At 67.6% G+C, this 15,041-nt stretch carries 16 protein-coding genes; 8 read left to right on the forward strand and 8 right to left on the reverse strand.

Annotated elements, in window-relative coordinates; all coding sequences use genetic code 11:
• Positions 1 to 26: 26 nt before the first annotated feature.
• The 4 genes from purE to pyk form a co-directional block, all read right to left on the reverse strand.
• The gene (gene purE, locus CFB47_RS15065; RefSeq protein ID WP_039360624.1) at positions 27 to 548 is read right to left on the reverse strand and encodes a 5-(carboxyamino)imidazole ribonucleotide mutase; all 522 of its coding nucleotides are present in this window, start codon (positions 546 to 548) and stop codon (positions 27 to 29) included.
• An 18-nt stretch (positions 549 to 566) separates the two neighbouring features.
• Positions 567 to 1,457, reverse strand: coding sequence for a phosphoribosylaminoimidazolesuccinocarboxamide synthase (locus CFB47_RS15070; RefSeq protein ID WP_039360621.1), 891 nt, complete (start codon positions 1,455 to 1,457; stop codon positions 567 to 569).
• A gap of 224 nt (positions 1,458 to 1,681) precedes the next feature.
• Positions 1,682 to 2,746 (reverse strand): class II fructose-bisphosphate aldolase, encoded by a 1,065-nt coding sequence (fba, locus tag CFB47_RS15075; RefSeq protein ID WP_034189083.1) that lies wholly within the window; start codon positions 2,744 to 2,746, stop codon positions 1,682 to 1,684.
• A 304-nt stretch (positions 2,747 to 3,050) separates the two neighbouring features.
• A complete protein-coding gene (gene pyk / locus CFB47_RS15080; protein WP_039360687.1) occupies positions 3,051 to 4,487 on the reverse strand; it encodes a pyruvate kinase in 1,437 nt (478 codons plus the stop codon).
• Between pyk and CFB47_RS41750 the strand changes: the two genes are divergently transcribed.
• Positions 4,486 to 4,614: a hypothetical protein gene (locus CFB47_RS41750; protein ID WP_256093618.1), complete on the forward strand. Its 129-nt coding sequence runs from the start codon at positions 4,486 to 4,488 to the stop codon at positions 4,612 to 4,614. The two genes, pyk and CFB47_RS41750, sit on opposite strands and share 2 nt — an antisense overlap.
• A gap of 157 nt (positions 4,615 to 4,771) precedes the next feature.
• Here the strand turns inward: CFB47_RS41750 and CFB47_RS15085 are convergent, their stop codons facing one another.
• Both CFB47_RS15085 and CFB47_RS15090 read right to left on the reverse strand, forming a co-directional pair.
• Positions 4,772 to 5,968, reverse strand: a complete 1,197-nt coding sequence (locus CFB47_RS15085; protein WP_069257480.1) for a phosphoglycerate kinase — start codon at positions 5,966 to 5,968, stop codon at positions 4,772 to 4,774.
• Between the two features lie 279 nt (positions 5,969 to 6,247).
• Positions 6,248 to 6,571: an AzlD domain-containing protein gene (locus CFB47_RS15090; protein WP_069248754.1), complete on the reverse strand. Its 324-nt coding sequence runs from the start codon at positions 6,569 to 6,571 to the stop codon at positions 6,248 to 6,250.
• Positions 6,572 to 6,660: 89 nt separating this feature from the next.
• On the opposite strand from CFB47_RS15090, the gene CFB47_RS15095 reads away from it, so the two are divergent.
• The gene (locus CFB47_RS15095) at positions 6,661 to 7,713 is read left to right on the forward strand and encodes an RNA-guided endonuclease TnpB family protein (protein ID WP_089461578.1); all 1,053 of its coding nucleotides are present in this window, start codon (positions 6,661 to 6,663) and stop codon (positions 7,711 to 7,713) included.
• Positions 7,714 to 7,726: 13 nt separating this feature from the next.
• Here CFB47_RS15095 and CFB47_RS15100 read toward each other — a convergent pair whose 3' ends face one another.
• On the reverse strand, positions 7,727 to 8,482 hold the full coding sequence (locus CFB47_RS15100) for an AzlC family ABC transporter permease (protein ID WP_089440927.1): 756 nt from the start codon (positions 8,480 to 8,482) through the stop codon (positions 7,727 to 7,729).
• A gap of 193 nt (positions 8,483 to 8,675) precedes the next feature.
• Here CFB47_RS15100 and CFB47_RS15105 point away from each other — a divergent pair, with 193 nt between their 5' ends.
• From CFB47_RS15105 to CFB47_RS15130, 6 genes are all read left to right on the forward strand, one after another.
• Positions 8,676 to 9,599 carry a branched-chain amino acid transaminase gene (locus CFB47_RS15105; RefSeq protein WP_083265912.1) on the forward strand — a complete coding sequence of 308 codons (924 nt, stop codon included), beginning with the start codon at positions 8,676 to 8,678 and terminating at the stop codon, positions 9,597 to 9,599.
• A 50-nt stretch (positions 9,600 to 9,649) separates the two neighbouring features.
• Positions 9,650 to 9,844 (forward strand): zinc-finger domain-containing protein, encoded by a 195-nt coding sequence (locus CFB47_RS15110; RefSeq protein ID WP_006749970.1) that lies wholly within the window; start codon positions 9,650 to 9,652, stop codon positions 9,842 to 9,844.
• A gap of 150 nt (positions 9,845 to 9,994) precedes the next feature.
• Positions 9,995 to 11,032, forward strand: coding sequence for a lipopolysaccharide heptosyltransferase II (gene waaF / locus CFB47_RS15115; protein ID WP_039360609.1), 1,038 nt, complete (start codon positions 9,995 to 9,997; stop codon positions 11,030 to 11,032).
• A gap of 115 nt (positions 11,033 to 11,147) precedes the next feature.
• The gene (locus CFB47_RS15120; RefSeq protein ID WP_006749968.1) at positions 11,148 to 11,594 is read left to right on the forward strand and encodes a nuclear transport factor 2 family protein; all 447 of its coding nucleotides are present in this window, start codon (positions 11,148 to 11,150) and stop codon (positions 11,592 to 11,594) included.
• A 34-nt stretch (positions 11,595 to 11,628) separates the two neighbouring features.
• Positions 11,629 to 12,666 (forward strand): hydrolase, encoded by a 1,038-nt coding sequence (locus CFB47_RS15125; protein ID WP_089461820.1) that lies wholly within the window; start codon positions 11,629 to 11,631, stop codon positions 12,664 to 12,666.
• Complete coding sequence (locus tag CFB47_RS15130) at positions 12,659 to 13,246, forward strand: DUF2946 family protein (RefSeq protein WP_089461579.1); 588 nt, start codon at positions 12,659 to 12,661, stop codon at positions 13,244 to 13,246. Before CFB47_RS15125 ends, CFB47_RS15130 begins: the two co-directional genes overlap by 8 nt.
• A gap of 39 nt (positions 13,247 to 13,285) precedes the next feature.
• Here CFB47_RS15130 and CFB47_RS15135 read toward each other — a convergent pair whose 3' ends face one another.
• A complete protein-coding gene (locus CFB47_RS15135) occupies positions 13,286 to 14,980 on the reverse strand; it encodes a M48 family metalloprotease (RefSeq protein WP_089456854.1) in 1,695 nt (564 codons plus the stop codon).
• Between the last annotated feature and the right edge of the window lie 61 nt (positions 14,981 to 15,041).

Genomic DNA, 15,041 nt, shown 5'->3' on the forward strand with positions numbered 1-15,041 from the left:
ATCGCAGGGCGGCCGCCGGTGCGCCGTCATTCCAGCGGCGGCAGCACCATTGCGTGCGCGGCTTCGTTCTGGCGCACGCGGAACGCGGCGAGGCGGTTCGCATAGTCGACCGAGTTGCCGGACAGGATCGACACCGCGAACAGCGCGGCGTTCGCGGCGCCGGCCTCGCCGATCGCGAACGTCGCGACGGGCACGCCCTTCGGCATCTGCACGATCGAGTGCAGCGAATCGACACCCTTCAGGTACTTGCTCGCGACCGGCACGCCGAGCACCGGCACCGTGGTTTTCGCGGCCAGCATGCCGGGCAGGTGCGCGGCGCCGCCGGCGCCCGCGATGATCGCGCGCAGCCCGCGCTCGCGCGCCTTCTCCGCATAGTCGAACATCTCGTCGGGCATCCGGTGCGCGGATACGACCTTCGCTTCGTACGGCACGCCGAATTCCTGCAGGATGGCGACCGCGTGCTTCATCACGTCCCAGTCGGAACTCGAACCCATCAGCACGCCGACGAGCGGTGCGCTGTGCGTGTGGGCGGTCTGGACTTCACTCATTTCGTGCGTTCCCTCTGGTCAGGCGAGCGACTGGCCCGTGATGCGCTCGAGCGCTTCCTGGTACTTCGCGGCCGTCTTCTCGACGACGTCGGCCGGCAGTGCCGGCGCCGGCGCCGTCTTGCCCCACGGCTGCGCCTCGAGCCAGTCGCGCACGAACTGCTTGTCGAACGACGGCGGGTTCGTGCCGACTTCGTACTGGTCGGCCGGCCAGAAGCGCGACGAATCGGCGGTCAGCACTTCGTCCATCAGGTACAGCTTGCCGTGGTTGTCGAGGCCGAATTCGAACTTCGTGTCGGCGATGATGATGCCGCGCGTGGCCGCGTAGTCGGCCGCTTCCTTGTACAGCTTGATCGAGATGTCGCGGATCGTCGCGGCCAGCTCGGTGCCGATGCGGCGCTCGGTTTCCTCGAACGTGATGTTCTCGTCGTGCTCGCCCATCTCGGCCTTCGCGGCCGGCGTGAAGATCGGCTCGGGCAGCTTCTGCGCGTTCTGCAGGCCTTCCGGCAACTGCACGCCGCACACGGCGCCCGACGCCTGGTATTCCTTCCAGCCGCTGCCGGCCAGGTAGCCGCGCACGACTGCTTCGATCATGATCGGCTCGAGGCGCTTGACGACCACGCCGCGGCCCTTCACCTGCTCGACCTCGTCGGCCGCGACAACCGCTTCCGGCGCGTCGCCCGTCAGGTGGTTCGGCACGATGTGCGCGAGCTTGTCGAACCAGAAGTTCGCCATCTGGTTCAGCACGCGACCCTTGTTCGGAATCGGCTCGCCCATCACCACGTCGAATGCCGACAGACGATCGGTCGTGACGATCAGGAGCTTGTCGTTGCCGACCGCGTAGTTATCGCGGACCTTGCCGCGACCGAGGAGCGGCAGCGAGCGGAGCGTGGATTCGTAGAGGGTAGACATCGTCTTTTCGCAGATAAGGAGCCAAACAAAAAGGGAAACGCCGTTCCCCGCGGCAGGCGGGAACGGCGGTCTTGCAATACGTCGGCGAACCGGCCGGACGACGGCGCCCGGGCGGTTGCCGGCCGGCCCTCGTTCGGCCGGACGGAGCGGCTGCGGGGCCGGATCAGATCCGGCCGGACAGCCTTGCCGTTGCCCACATCGGGCGCGGCAATCGTACTACAGTCTCAGCGCACGACCTGTGCGAGCGCGCCGGACTTGTACTGCTCGGCGATCTTGTCGAGCGCCACCGGCTTGATCTTGCCGGCCTGCCCTTCGCAACCGAACGCGAGGTAACGGTCGACACAGACCTGCTTCGCCGCTTCGCGCGCGGGCTTCAGGTAGTCGCGCGGATCGAACTTGCCCGGGTTCTCGAACAGGTAGCGGCGGATCGCACCGGTGATCGCCAGACGCAGGTCGGTGTCGATGTTGATCTTGCGCACGCCGTGCTTGATGCCTTCCTGGATTTCCTCGACCGGCACGCCGTAGGTTTCCTTCATGTCGCCGCCGAATTCGCGGATCTCGGCCAGCAGTTCCTGCGGCACCGACGACGAACCGTGCATCACCAGGTGGGTGTTCGGGATGCGCGCGTGGATTTCCTTGATGCGCTGGATCGACAGGATGTCGCCCGTCGGCTTCTTCGAGAACTTGTACGCGCCGTGGGACGTGCCGATCGCGATCGCGAGCGCATCGCACTGCGTGAGCTTCACGAAGTCGGCAGCCTGCTCCGGATCGGTCAGCAGCTGCTCGCGGGTCATCGTGCCTTCCGCGCCGTGGCCATCTTCCTTGTCGCCCTTCATCGTCTCGAGCGAGCCGAGCACGCCGAGTTCGGCTTCGACCGTCACGCCGATCGAGTGCGCCATCTCGACGACCTTGCGCGACACGTCGACGTTGTACTCGTACGATGCGACCGTCTTGCCGTCGGCTTCCAGCGAACCGTCCATCATCACGCTGGTGAAGCCGCTGCGGATCGCGGCCATGCAGACTGCCGGCGACTGGCCGTGATCCTGGTGCATCACGACCGGGATGTGCGGGTACGACTCGACTGCTGCTTCGATCAGGTGGCGCAGGAACGGCTCGCCCGCGTACTTACGCGCGCCGGCCGATGCCTGCATGATCACGGGCGCGCCGACCTGGTCCGCCGCCGCCATGATCGCCTGGACCTGTTCCAGGTTGTTCACGTTGAAGGCCGGCAGGCCGTAACCGTGCTCTGCCGCGTGGTCCAGCAATTGACGCATTGATACGAGAGGCATTGTGGAACTCCATGGAATGAAAACCGGTGCGCCCTGACGCCGGCGCGGCGCTCGCTCCCGGTCGAACCCGGGGTAGCGCGGCGCGGCTGAGCGTCGAATAGCCGCATTTTATCGCGAAGCGCCTCCGATTCCGACCGCCCGGTGGCGCCGACTCGCAATTTGTTACGTTCGCACGGCACAATGCGGGCAAAAATGAGAAAAAAAGCCGCGCGGGGCTTCGACCCCACGCGGCTTTTGCGCGAAAAACGGTGCCGGATCGATTCTTGAGCCGATCCGGGCGGCCGGCCCGAGATTCAGCGGGCGCTCAATAGTGCTCGCCGACCCGCACGATCTTCAGCGTGTTGGTGCCGCCCGCCTGCCCCATCGGCTCGCCGACGGTCAGCACGACCATGTCGCCGTGCTGCACGTAGCCCTGCTTGACGACGATCTCGAGCGCCGCCTGCAGCGCCGAGTCGCGGTCGCTGTTGAAGTCGACGTGCAGCGGCGTCACGTTGCGGTACAGCGCCATCGTGCGCTCGCTGCCGACGCGCGGCGTCAGCGCGAAGATCGGCACGTGCGTGTAGTGACGCGACATCCACAGCGCGGTCGCGCCCGATTCGGTCAGCGCGATGATCGCCTTCGCCCCCAGGTGGTACGCGGTGAACAGCGCGCCCATCGCGATCGACTGGTCGATCCGCGTGAACGTGCGGTCGAGGAAATCCTTGTCCAGCTCGACTTCTTCCGACTTTTCCGCCTCGACGCATACGGCCGCCATCGTCTCGATCGTGACGACCGGGTACTTGCCGGCAGCCGTCTCGGCCGACAGCATCACCGCGTCGGTGCCGTCGAGCACCGCGTTCGCGACGTCCGACACTTCCGCGCGGGTCGGCACCGGCGCGTGGATCATCGATTCCATCATCTGCGTCGCGGTGATCACGAGCTTGTTCGACTCGCGCGCCATCCGGATCATCCGCTTCTGCAGCGCCGGCACGGCCGCGTTGCCCACTTCCACCGCGAGGTCGCCGCGCGCGACCATGATGCCGTCGGACGCGTCGAGAATGCTTTGCAGCGCCGGAATCGCTTCCGCGCGCTCGATCTTCGCAATCATCTTCGGCTTGATGCCGTACGGCGCGCCCGCGATGTTCGCGAGCTGGCGCGCCATTTCCATGTCGGTCGCGTTCTTCGGGAACGACACCGCCACCAGGTCCGCGCCGAGCGACATCGCGGTACGGATGTCTTCCATGTCCTTCGCGGTCAGCGCGGGCGCCGACAGGCCGCCGCCCTGGCGGTTGATGCCCTTGTTGTTCGACAGCTCGCCGCCCACCTTGACGATCGTGTGGATCTCGTCGCCGAGCACGCGCTCGACGGTCAGCACGATCAGGCCGTCGTTCAGCAGCAGCAGGTCGCCCGTGCGCAGGTCACGCGGCAGCTCCTTGTAGTCGAGCCCGACGCGCTCGTCGTTGCCCAGCTCGCAGCCCGCGTCGAGGATGAAGGCCTGGCCCGGCTCGAGCGTCGTCTTGCCGTTCTCGAACTTGCCGACGCGAATCTTCGGGCCCTGGAGGTCGGCCATGATCGCGATCTCGCGGCCGACCTTGCGGGCGGCCTCGCGCACCATCTCGGCGCGCTGGCGGTGATCGTCGGCCGTGCCGTGCGAAAAATTGAGCCGCACGACGTCGAGGCCCGCCTGCATCATCTGCAGCAGAATCTCCGGCGAACTGGAAGCCGGGCCGATCGTGGCGACTATCTTGGTGGCGCGCTGCATGAAACTCCTCATCTGGATCAAGGTGGATGCGCTGGGTGAAACGCTGCGAGAGCCGGAAGCGGCAGGCCCAGCGGCCGCCGCTCCGGGGGGCGTGCCGGTGCTTGCGCCCGGCATCGCTTTGTTCTGAATCTCGTGGTGCTGCTCGGCCGCGTCGCCGGCGGCCGCCGGTGCGCGCGGGGCGGTGTTCGCCCGCGCGGGCGCGCGTTTGCGCTTGCCCGCGCCGGCCGTCGGCTCCGCTTTCGCGGAGCGCGCGGCCTTCGTCACCCCTGCGCGCGCCGCCACGCTCAGGCCGCCCGCGTTTCCAGCACTTCCACCGCCGGCAGCTTCTTCCCCTCGAGGAACTCGAGGAAGGCGCCGCCGCCCGTCGAGATGTAGCTGACCTGGTCATGGATGCCGTACTTCGCGATGGCCGCGAGCGTGTCGCCGCCGCCCGCGATCGAGAACGCGGACGATTTGGCGATCGCTTCCGCGAGCGTCTTGGTGCCGTTGCCGAACTGGTCGAACTCGAACACGCCGACCGGGCCGTTCCACACGATCGTGCCGGCCTTCTCGAGCTGGCTCGCGAGCGCCTTGGCGGTGTCCGGACCGATGTCGAGGATCATGTCGTCCGCTTCGATGTCGGCGACCTGCTTCACCGTGGCCGCGGCCGTCGGCGAGAATTCCTTGGCCGTCACGACGTCGGTCGGGATCGGCACCGACGCGCCGCGCTCGCGCGCTTCGTCGATGATCGCCTTCGCCTCGTTGACGAGGTCGGCTTCCGCGAGCGACTTGCCGATCGACAGGCCGGCCGCGAGCATGAACGTGTTCGCGATGCCGCCGCCGACGATCAGCTGGTCGACCTTGCCGGCCAGCGACTTCAGGATCGTGAGCTTGGTCGACACCTTCGAGCCGGCGACGATCGCCACCAGCGGGCGGGCCGGGTTGCCGAGCGCCTTGCCGAGCGCGTCGAGTTCCGCGGCCAGCAGCGGGCCCGCGCACGCGACCGGCGCGTACTTCGCGATCCCGTGGGTGGTCGCTTCCGCGCGGTGCGCGGTGCCGAACGCGTCGTTTACGTACACGTCGCAGAGCTTCGCCATCTTCTGCGCGAGCTCGTCCGAATTCTTCTTCTCGCCCTTGTTCACGCGGCAGTTCTCGAGCAGCACGACCTGGCCCGGCGCGACGTTCACGCCGTTCTCGACCCAGTTCGATACGAGCGGCACGTCACGGCCGAGCAGCTCGGCGAGGCGCTTCGCGACCGGCGCGAGCGAATCTTCCGGCTTGAACTCGCCTTCGGTCGGACGGCCGAGGTGCGACGTGACCATCACGGCCGCGCCGGCGTCGAGCGCGGCCTGGATGGCCGGCACGGACGCGCGCACGCGCGTGTCTTCGGTGATGTTGCCCTGGTCGTCCTGCGGGACGTTCAGGTCGGCACGGATGAATACCCGCTTGCCGGCGAGCTGGCCGGCGGCGATCAGGTCGGTAAGACGCTTGACTTGGCTCATGTTGAACAAATTGAAGTAGTGGATGGGGAAAGGGGGTTCACGCTGGACGTGCGCGGGCTGCCGCGAAAGGGCGCCGGATGCGGCCGTGGCTGGCGGTTCGCATGACGCGCACGGGTAAAAAATCTCGAACGGGCATTCTAGCCGATCCACCCGGCAGACTGACCCGCGGGCGGCGAATTCCGCCTATTTGGGATCGCGCGCGGGAACGGACCCATTGCCGCAACGCAGCAATGCACGCGCGCAGGCGGCCGGTACCCGGCGGGCCTGAACGACGGCCCATCAGAAGACCAGGCGCAGCGCGGTGAAGACGAGCATCCCGACGACGATCGTGCCGAGCATGCTGCGCCGCCACAAAAACCAGCCGAGGCCGGCGAGCGCCGCGTAGAACGGATGGTTGGACAGCGCGAACGACAGCCCGGCCGGCGTTTCGAGCACGTCGGGCAGCACGACGGCGACCAGGGCGGCCGCCGGCGCGTAGCGCATCGCGCGCTGCGCACGCTCGGGCAGCACGGTGCGTTCGCCGCCGATCAGGAACAGCGCGCGCGTGACGGCCGTGACGATCGTCATCCCGATGATGACGATCCAGATTTCCGTCGCGCTCATCAACTACTCCTTGAAATGTTGCCATCGATGGCGGGCAAGAAAGACATACCCTTGACAGGCAGCTTCTTCCATCGACTAGGATCACCGGCATGATTCTTGTCTATCGCTACCGGGTGAAGTCGCTCAACGGCCTCCTGAACCAGCAGAGCCGTGCGGTGAACTATGTCTGGAACTTCTGCAACGACACGCAGAAACACGCCCTCAAGTGGAACAAGAGGTGGCCGACGGGTTTCGATCTGAACGTACTGACGACGGGCTGCAGCAAGATACTCGGCATCCACTCCGGCACGGTCAACGCAACGTGCGAGCAATACGCGAAGTCGCGCAATCAGCGCCGTCGGCCTTACTTGCGCTATCGCGGCAAGAAATCTCTTGGCTGGGTGCCGTTGAAGGGGCGTGACCTGAAGCGCGAAGGCGACGCATTTCGCTTTGCCGGCAGCACCTTTCGCGTGTTCAACAGCCGACCGCTTCCCGAAGGCAAGATCAAGGACGGAACCAACTTTGCGCAGGATGCGCGCGGCAATTGGTTCTTGAACATCGTGATCGAGATGCCAGATGTTCAGGCCCGCCCGATCCGTTCCGGCGTCGGCATCGATCTCGGCCTGAAAGACTTCGCCACACTTTCGACGGGCGAGAAGCTGCCGAACGACCGGTTCGGCCAGCGAGCGGCCGATAAGCTGGCAAAGGCCCAGCGAGCGCGAAAGCACAAGCGACATATCGCGAAATTGCACGCCAAGGTGGCGAATGCGCGTGCTGATTTCCAGCACAAGCTGGCGCTCGATTTGGTGCGGCGCTTCGATTACATCGCGGTCGGCGACGTGTCGGCCGCGAAGCTCCCCAGAACCAGGATGGCGAAGAGCGTCTACGACGCATCCTGGTCGTCCTTCCGAAACAAGCTCCGTTACAAGGCGATCGCGCACGGGGCCACGTTCGAGGAAGTCGACGAAAGCGGTTCCACCCAGTCCTGTTCGGCGTGCGGGTCGAAAGACAGCACGACGCGGCCGAAAGGTATCGCGGGACTGCGAGTAAGAGAGTGGGCCTGCGATGGCTGTGGTGTCGTGCATGATCGAGATACCAACGCTGCTTTGAACATTCTCCGATGCGGACGTGCATCGCCAGCTGTGGGAATCCGCCCCCTTTAGGCGGCGGAGGACGTCAATCGATTTCCTTTTCGTGCACGGTTTCGGTGCGGATGCGCCGCCAGTCGGCCCGCTCGACGAAGAAATCGGCCGTGCAGCCGGCCGCGAGCGCGGCGAGCACCGCGAGCGGCAGCGCGAGCCGGTATGGCAGGTCGAACGCGATGAGCGACACGATGCCGGCGACCGCGACGGCCGCGAGCGTCGAGCGGTTCGCGACCGCCGACACCATGATGGGGATCAGCGCGAGCGTGCCGGCCAGTTCCAGCCCCCAGCTCGCGGGAAAGAAGCTCGCGAGCAGGATGCCGGCGAGCGACGACACCTGCCACGACAGCCAGCTCGCGAGCGCCATCCCCCAGAAATACGCTTCCTTGCCGGGCACGTGGCCGTACGCGAAGCCCTGTTTCTGGAACAGCAGGTAGATCACGTCACCGTTGAAATAGCCGATCGCGAGGCGCCGCCACAGCGGCAGGTAGGAAAAATGGGGCGCAAGCCCGGCGCTGAAGATCACGAAGCGCGTATTGACCATCGCGGCCGTGAGCAGGATGGTCCAGATCGGCAGCTTCGCCGCGAGGAGCGGCAGTACCGCGAGCTGCGACGAGCCCGCGTAGACCAGCAGCGACATCGCGCTCGCCTGCCAGAGCGTCATGACCGACTTGCTCATCGCGATGCCGGTGACGAGCCCCCACGAGAAAATCGCCATCAGCGTCGGGGAATAGTCGCGCGCGCCCTGGATCAGCGCGAAGCGGTCGGTGGCGGACAATCGAGCGAGCATGGGAAGCGGGCCGCAGCGGGCGGTTCGTCGGGGCGCCGGCGCCTCCTGCCGGGTCGACCCGTCGTTATTGGAATCGGTACCGGGCGATTATAGCGCCGGCCCCGCGCCGACCGACCGGATCGCCTTCAAATGACGCTAAAATAAGCGTCTTTCCGGCTCAACGCTGCATACAACCGCATCCCAGGAGAAATCTATGTCAATGGCCGACCGCGACGGCAAGATCTGGATGGACGGCAAGCTGATCGACTGGCGCGACGCCAAGATCCACGTCCTGACCCACACGCTGCACTACGGCATGGGCGTCTTCGAGGGCGTGCGCGCGTACAAGTCGGCCGACGGCAGCACCGCGATCTTCCGCCTGTACGAGCACACGAAACGTCTGCTGAATTCGGCGAAGATCTTCCAGATGGACGTGCCGTTCGACCGGGAAACGCTCGAAGCCGCGCAGCTCGAAGTCGTGCGCGAGAACAAGCTCGAGTCGTGCTACCTGCGCCCGATCATCTGGGTCGGCTCGGAAAAGCTCGGCGTGGCCGCGAAGGGCAACACGATCCACGTCGCGATCGCGGCATGGCCGTGGGGCGCCTACCTCGGCGAGGAAGGCCTCGCGAAGGGCATCCGCGTGAAGACGTCGTCGTTCACGCGCCACCACGTGAACGTGTCGATGGTGCGCGCGAAGGCGTCGGGCTGGTACGTGAACTCGATCCTCGCGAACCAGGAAGCCACCGCCGACGGCTACGACGAAGCGCTGCTGCTCGACGTCGACGGCTACGTGTCGGAAGGCTCCGGCGAGAACTTCTTCCTGGTGAACAACGGCAAGCTGTACACGCCCGACCTGTCGTCGTGCCTCGACGGCATCACGCGCGATACCGTCATCACGCTCGCGAAGGACGCCGGCATCGAAGTGATCGAGAAGCGCATCACGCGCGACGAGGTCTACACGGCCGACGAGGCGTTCTTCACCGGCACGGCCGCTGAAGTCACGCCGATCCGCGAGCTCGACAACCGCACGATCGGCAGCGGCGCGCGCGGCCCCGTCACGGAAAAGCTCCAGTCGGCGTTTTTCGATATCGTGTCGGGCAAGAACGCGAAGTACGCGAACTGGCTGACGAAGGTCTGAGCGCGCTGCGCCACCGACCGCCCCACAAAAGAGTGATAAGAGAAAGTCTCATGAGTGAAATCAAGGAAATGCCGCTGGTCGAGCTGACGGCCAAGGATCTTCCCGCGTACTGCCCGAACCCGGCCATGGCGCGCTGGAGCGCCCACCCGCGCGTCTTCATCGACGTCTCGCACGGCGAGGCACGCTGCCCGTACTGCGGCACGCGCTACAAGCTGCGTGACGGCGAGGTCGTCAAGGGCCACTGAGCCCCGCCGGCCGGGCCTGCAGGCTGATGCAGGCCCGCCGATCGCCCAGGCGGCGCAGCCGGATTGCCGGCGCGCCGCCGTTCTCCATTCTGGCAACCCGAACGCGGCGCCTGGGCGCCGTGCTTCATTACGACATCGGAAGTCGACCTGATGCGTCGAGCGCTGGTTATCGCACCGAACTGGATCGGTGACGCATTGATGGCGCAGCCGCTTTTTGCGCTGCTGAAGAAAAACCATCCCCGCATCGCGATCGATGCCGTCGCGCCCTCGTGGGTCGCGCCCGTGCTCGAGCGGATGCCCGAGATCCACGATGTCTACGCGACCGATCTCGCGCACGGCAAGCTGCAACTGCTGCGCCGCTGGCAGCTCGCGAGCGACCTGCGCGACGTCGGCTACGACGCGGCGTACGTGCTGCCGAACTCGCTGAAATCCGCGGTGATCCCGTGGCTCGCGAACATCCCGCTGCGGGTCGGCTACACGGGCGAGCACCGCTACGGGCTGCTGAACGTGCGGCACGCGAACCCGGACAAATCGGGCGAGCGGCCGCCGATGACGGCCCACTACGCGGCGCTCGCGTACGCACCGGGCGCGAAGCTGCCCGAGTCGATGAAGACGCTGCCCGCGCCGCGCCTCGACGCCGATCTCAACGAGACGGCACGCGTGTCCGCCCGTTTCAATCTCGATACGCGCAAGCCGCTCGTCGTGTTCTGCCCGGGCGCGGAATACGGCCCGGCCAAGCGCTGGCCGCCCGAGCATTTCGCGTCGCTCGCCACCATCGTCCACCAGTCGTTCCCGTACACGCAGATCGTCGCGCTCGGCTCGCAGAAGGACGCCGCGGCCGCGCAGGCAATCGCCGACCACGCGCCGAACGTGCGCAACCTGTGCGGACAGACGTCGCTGTCGGAGGCGTGCGCGCTGATCGCGCGCGCGAACGCGGTGGTCACCAACGATTCGGGGCTGATGCACGTTGCCGCCGCGCTACGCCGGCCGCTCGTCGCGCTGTACGGATCGACCGATCCGCGCCACACCCCTCCGCTGTCGGACCTGGCGAAGGTACAATGGCTTCATCTCGAATGCAGTCCCTGCTTCGAACGCGAGTGCCCGCTCGGCCACCTGAAGTGCCTGCGCGAACTCGGTCCCGAGCAGGTATTCGGCGATTTGCGCGGCATGCTCGTCGGGCAGCGCTGACCCTGGCCGGCAGCGTCGCACGGCGCGCCGGGCAATCCGATTCACCGGTGTACGGCGGCTCCATCCGGGCCGCCGTGCTGAATACGGCGCGCGACGCGCGCGAGAGATAACCCCGATGCCACGTTTTGCCCGCCTCTTCGAAGCCGCCGCCGATACGCTGAACGCCTACTACCAGGCCGTCGCCGATGCCAATCTCGACGCGCTGCTGGGACTGTGGATCGACGAGGATTTCGCCAGCTGCGTATGGGCGGACGGCGAGCATCTGCACGGCCTCGACCAGATCCGCAGCGGGCTCGCCAACCGGCTCGCCACCCGCCCCGTGACGATCGAGCCGCTCGACATCCGCGTGTACGACAGCCTCGGCACGGTCGTCTATACGATCGCCGAAGCGCATCAGCAGGCCGACCTGACGGCCGAACCCGACATGGTGTTCGCGACGTACGTGATGATTCACGAGCGTGGCGAGTGGCGTATCGCGCATATTCACGCGAGCCCGATTCCCGAACAGGCGGCCGGACAATTCGCCGCGAAGATCCGTCATGGGCAGGGTCCGCTGCACTGACGAAAAGACGAAGCAACGCATACGCGGGGCGATCATGAGTACGGCTTCTCCGCCCACCTCGCCGCTGACCGGGGCCCCGGCCCCCGACGACGACCTACTGCGCTATCGCGCACCACGCTGGCTGCCCAACAGCCATGCGCAAACCATCGTGCCCGCGCTGTTCGCGCGGCGTCCCGTCGTCGCTTACCGACGAGAGCGATGGGAAACCCCCGATCACGACTTCATCGATCTCGACTGGGTCGCGCATCTCGATAGCGCGGCGCCGCGGCCCGATGCGCCGCTGTTCGTGCTGTTCCATGGCCTCGAGGGCAGCTCCGGCTCGCACTACGCGCTCGCGATGATGGCCGCCGCGCGCGCGAAGGGCTGGCACGCCGTCGTGCCGCATTTCCGCAGTTGCAGCGGCGAGATCAACCGCCAGCCGCGCTTCTACCATCTCGCCGACAGCGCCGAGGTCGACTGGATCCTGCGCCGGCTTGCCGCGCAGCATCGCGGGCCGCTCGTCGCGGCCGGTGTGTCGCTCGGCGGCAATGTGCTGCTGCGCTGGCTCGGCGAGCATCGCAGCGACACGTCGATCCTGCGGGCGGCCGCTGCGATCTCGACGCCGATCGACGTGCACGCCGGCGGGCGAGCGCTGTCGCAAGGCTTTGCGATGGTCTACACGCGCAGCTTCCTGAAGACGCTCAAGCGCAAGGCACTCGCGAAGCTCGACCAATACCCGGGGCTGTTCGACCGCGAAGCGATGCTGCAGGCCGTGACGATGCGTGACTTCGATGAGATCGTGACCGCGCCGCTGCACGGTTTCGCGAACGCGGACGACTACTGGACCAAAGCGACGACACGGCCGCTGCTGCCGGCGATCGACGTGCCGACGCTGATCCTCAACGCCCGCAACGACCCGTTCCTGCCTGAATCGGCGCTACCGGGCCCGGCCGACGTCTCGCCGGCCGTCGAGCTCGACCAGCCTGCGGCGGGCGGGCACGCGGGATTCATGACCGGGCCGTTTCCCGGCCGTCTCGACTGGCTGTCGGCGCGGGTGTTCGGCTATTGCTCCAAATTCGTCGACCATGGATGACATCGTCAGGCAGGCCCTCGCCAAATGGCCGAACGTGCCGCACTGCACCGGCTGGCTGCTGCTCGACCGGCGCGGCGAATGGCGGCTGCGCGACGACGCGGCGCAGGCGGCCGGCGAACTCGGCTCGCCGATCCGGCATGCGGCGCTGAACGCGTTCATCGGCCGCAACTACGAATGCGATGCGCAGGGCCAGTGCTTCTTCCAGAACGGGCCGCAGCGCGTGTACGTCGAGCTCGCCTATACGCCGTGGGTCGTCCGGCTCGCCGAGCGCGACGGGCAGCTCACGCTCACCGACCAGACCGGCATGCCGTTCGAACCGGACGAAGCCTGGCTCGACGACGCAGGCGGCGTGCTGTTTCGCGCGGCCGGCACGCCGCCGCGCATCGCGGCGCTGCACGATCACGATCTCGGGCTGTTCGCCGATCATGCGGATTTCGATGCCGCGCCGCCCGTGCTGCACTGGCGCGACGGCCGCGCACTGCCGCTCGGCAGCATCGTCGGTGCGGACGTGCCCGCGCGGTTCGGCTACGTCGCCAGCCCGGCGCAACAGGCCCGCAATACGGCTGACGGCGGCAACTGACCCGCAGCGGCAGCGGCCGCGCTTCCCGCGTATCGGCCGCTACCCGCGGCCGTTCTTCTCGTCCTCGCGCTCTTCCTTGTAGCGCGCCTCGAATTCCAGCAGCCGCGCACCGATCATCGACTGCTCGTAGAACGACACGTCCTTCGCGTCGCGCGCCTCCTTCAGCTGGCGAATCGCCGACGGCCACGCGCCGTCGAGCGCGAGCTTCTCCGCAAGTGCGCGGCGCCGCGCCAGCAGGTCACCCTTGCCGTCGCTCGCCTTCGCGAGATAGTCCCACCAGTCCGGCTGCTCGGGGTCGGCCTTCGCCTGCGCGCGGGCCTGCGCCTGCGCTTCCGCGAAGCGGCGCGCCGCGATCAGTGCCTGAAGATGCGCGACGATCGCCGCGTGCGACGCCGGCCAGCGCCGCTGCGCGAGCGCCGCGAGCCGCACCGCGTCGTCGGCCCGCCCCGCGCGGCGCGCGATGTCGGCGGCCAGCACATCGAGACTCGGCGAGCTCGTCGCCGGATCGTCCTCGCGCCGCTCGCGCGCGTCGAACGCACTGCGTGCCGACGCGAGCGCCTTGCCGGCTGCGTCGTACTCGCCGAGCAGCGCATCCGCGAGTGCGATGCCGTACCAGTTCGCCGCGACGTTCGGCGCGGTGCGATCGTCGATCTCGAACTGCATCCGCCGCGCCTCGGCCGCGATGTCGGTCGGCGCGCGGTTCTGCAGGACGCGCAGCCGCGCGCGCACGAACCCGTATTCGGGCGACTGGCGCGGCTGCCGGTACGGCGCGCGGCGCGCGCGATCCTCCATGTCGGCGATCCGCTCGCCGGTCAGCGGGTGCGTGCGCGCGTACGCCGGCACGCCCGCATCGCCCATCGACGCGCGGTCGAGCCGCTCGAAGAAGCCCGGCATCCCGTACGGGTCATAGCCCGCGCCCGCGAGCAGCTGGAAGCCGACGCGATCGGCCTCGCGCTCGGCCGAACGCGAGAAGCGCAGCTGGTTGTCCACCGCATATGCCTGCCCGCCCACCGCGATCGCACTGCCGAGGTCGCCGCTTCTCGCGAGCACGCCGGCCAACACGCCGAGCAGCATCGTCGCGAGCGCCGTATAGCCGGTCTTCTCGTTCGCACCGATCATCCGCGCGATGTGCCGCTGCAGCACGTGCCCCATCTCGTGGCCGACCACCGACGCGAGTTCCGACTCCGTCTGTGTCGTGACGACGAGGCCGCTGTTGATCCCGATGAAGCCGCCCGGCATCGAGAACGCGTTGATCTGCGGATCGCGCACCGGGAACAGGTCGAAGTCCGGCGTGTAGCCGCCGATGAAGCGCGCGGCCGCCGCGGCCGCGAGCCGCGCCGCCATCGCGTTCAGGTAGTCGCGCACGAGCCAGTCGTCGAGATAGTCGGGATCGCGCCGCACTTCGCGCATCACGCGCTCGCCGAGCCGGCGCTCGGCCTGCGGCGTCAGCGAACCGCCGGAGCCGTCGCCCAGGTCGGGCAGCTCCAGCGCGCGAAGCGGCGCGCGCAGGCTCGCGGCCGGCGCCGACGCGCCGCCCGCGTCCGAAAACCGGCTCTCCGCACCGCCGTACGTGCCGAACACGCCGGCCGCGATGCCGGACGGCACGGTGGAAATCGACCGCGCGCCGCCGGCCGCCGATTCGAGCGGCGGCGCGGACGCGCTCTGCGCATGGCCGCTCGGCGGCCATGCGAGCGCCACCGACAGCGACACGGCAAGCAACTGTTTGACACGCATGGCAGGATGAAAGCGACGCCGTCCCGCGCGCCCGGCGCGCATCGCGGCGTTTGGTCTGAAT

Origin of the sequence: Burkholderia sp. AU27893 (assembly GCF_002223205.1) — a bacterium.
In the GTDB taxonomy this organism is placed as follows: Bacteria; Pseudomonadota; Gammaproteobacteria; order Burkholderiales; family Burkholderiaceae; genus Burkholderia.

Excerpts from the sequence above, each read along its gene's own strand:
- purE (WP_039360624.1), bottom strand. The coding sequence starts at position 548 with ATGAGTGAAGTCCAGACCGCCCACACGCACAGCGCACCGCTCGTCGGC.
- CFB47_RS15070 (WP_039360621.1), bottom strand. The coding sequence starts at position 1,457 with ATGTCTACCCTCTACGAATCCACGCTCCGCTCGCTGCCGCTCCTCGGT.
- fba (WP_034189083.1), bottom strand. The coding sequence starts at position 2,746 with ATGCCTCTCGTATCAATGCGTCAATTGCTGGACCACGCGGCAGAGCAC.
- CFB47_RS41750 (WP_256093618.1), top strand. The coding sequence starts at position 4,486 with ATGAAACTCCTCATCTGGATCAAGGTGGATGCGCTGGGTGAAACGCTG.
- pyk (WP_039360687.1), bottom strand. The coding sequence starts at position 4,487 with ATGCAGCGCGCCACCAAGATAGTCGCCACGATCGGCCCGGCTTCCAGT.
- CFB47_RS15085 (WP_069257480.1), bottom strand. The coding sequence starts at position 5,968 with ATGAGCCAAGTCAAGCGTCTTACCGACCTGATCGCCGCCGGCCAGCTC.
- CFB47_RS15090 (WP_069248754.1), bottom strand. The coding sequence starts at position 6,571 with ATGAGCGCGACGGAAATCTGGATCGTCATCATCGGGATGACGATCGTC.
- CFB47_RS15095 (WP_089461578.1), top strand. The coding sequence starts at position 6,661 with ATGATTCTTGTCTATCGCTACCGGGTGAAGTCGCTCAACGGCCTCCTG.
- CFB47_RS15100 (WP_089440927.1), bottom strand. The coding sequence starts at position 8,482 with ATGCTCGCTCGATTGTCCGCCACCGACCGCTTCGCGCTGATCCAGGGC.
- CFB47_RS15105 (WP_083265912.1), top strand. The coding sequence starts at position 8,676 with ATGTCAATGGCCGACCGCGACGGCAAGATCTGGATGGACGGCAAGCTG.
- CFB47_RS15110 (WP_006749970.1), top strand. The coding sequence starts at position 9,650 with ATGAGTGAAATCAAGGAAATGCCGCTGGTCGAGCTGACGGCCAAGGAT.
- waaF (WP_039360609.1), top strand. The coding sequence starts at position 9,995 with ATGCGTCGAGCGCTGGTTATCGCACCGAACTGGATCGGTGACGCATTG.
- CFB47_RS15120 (WP_006749968.1), top strand. The coding sequence starts at position 11,148 with ATGCCACGTTTTGCCCGCCTCTTCGAAGCCGCCGCCGATACGCTGAAC.
- CFB47_RS15125 (WP_089461820.1), top strand. The coding sequence starts at position 11,629 with ATGAGTACGGCTTCTCCGCCCACCTCGCCGCTGACCGGGGCCCCGGCC.
- CFB47_RS15130 (WP_089461579.1), top strand. The coding sequence starts at position 12,659 with ATGGATGACATCGTCAGGCAGGCCCTCGCCAAATGGCCGAACGTGCCG.
- CFB47_RS15135 (WP_089456854.1), bottom strand. The coding sequence starts at position 14,980 with ATGCGTGTCAAACAGTTGCTTGCCGTGTCGCTGTCGGTGGCGCTCGCA.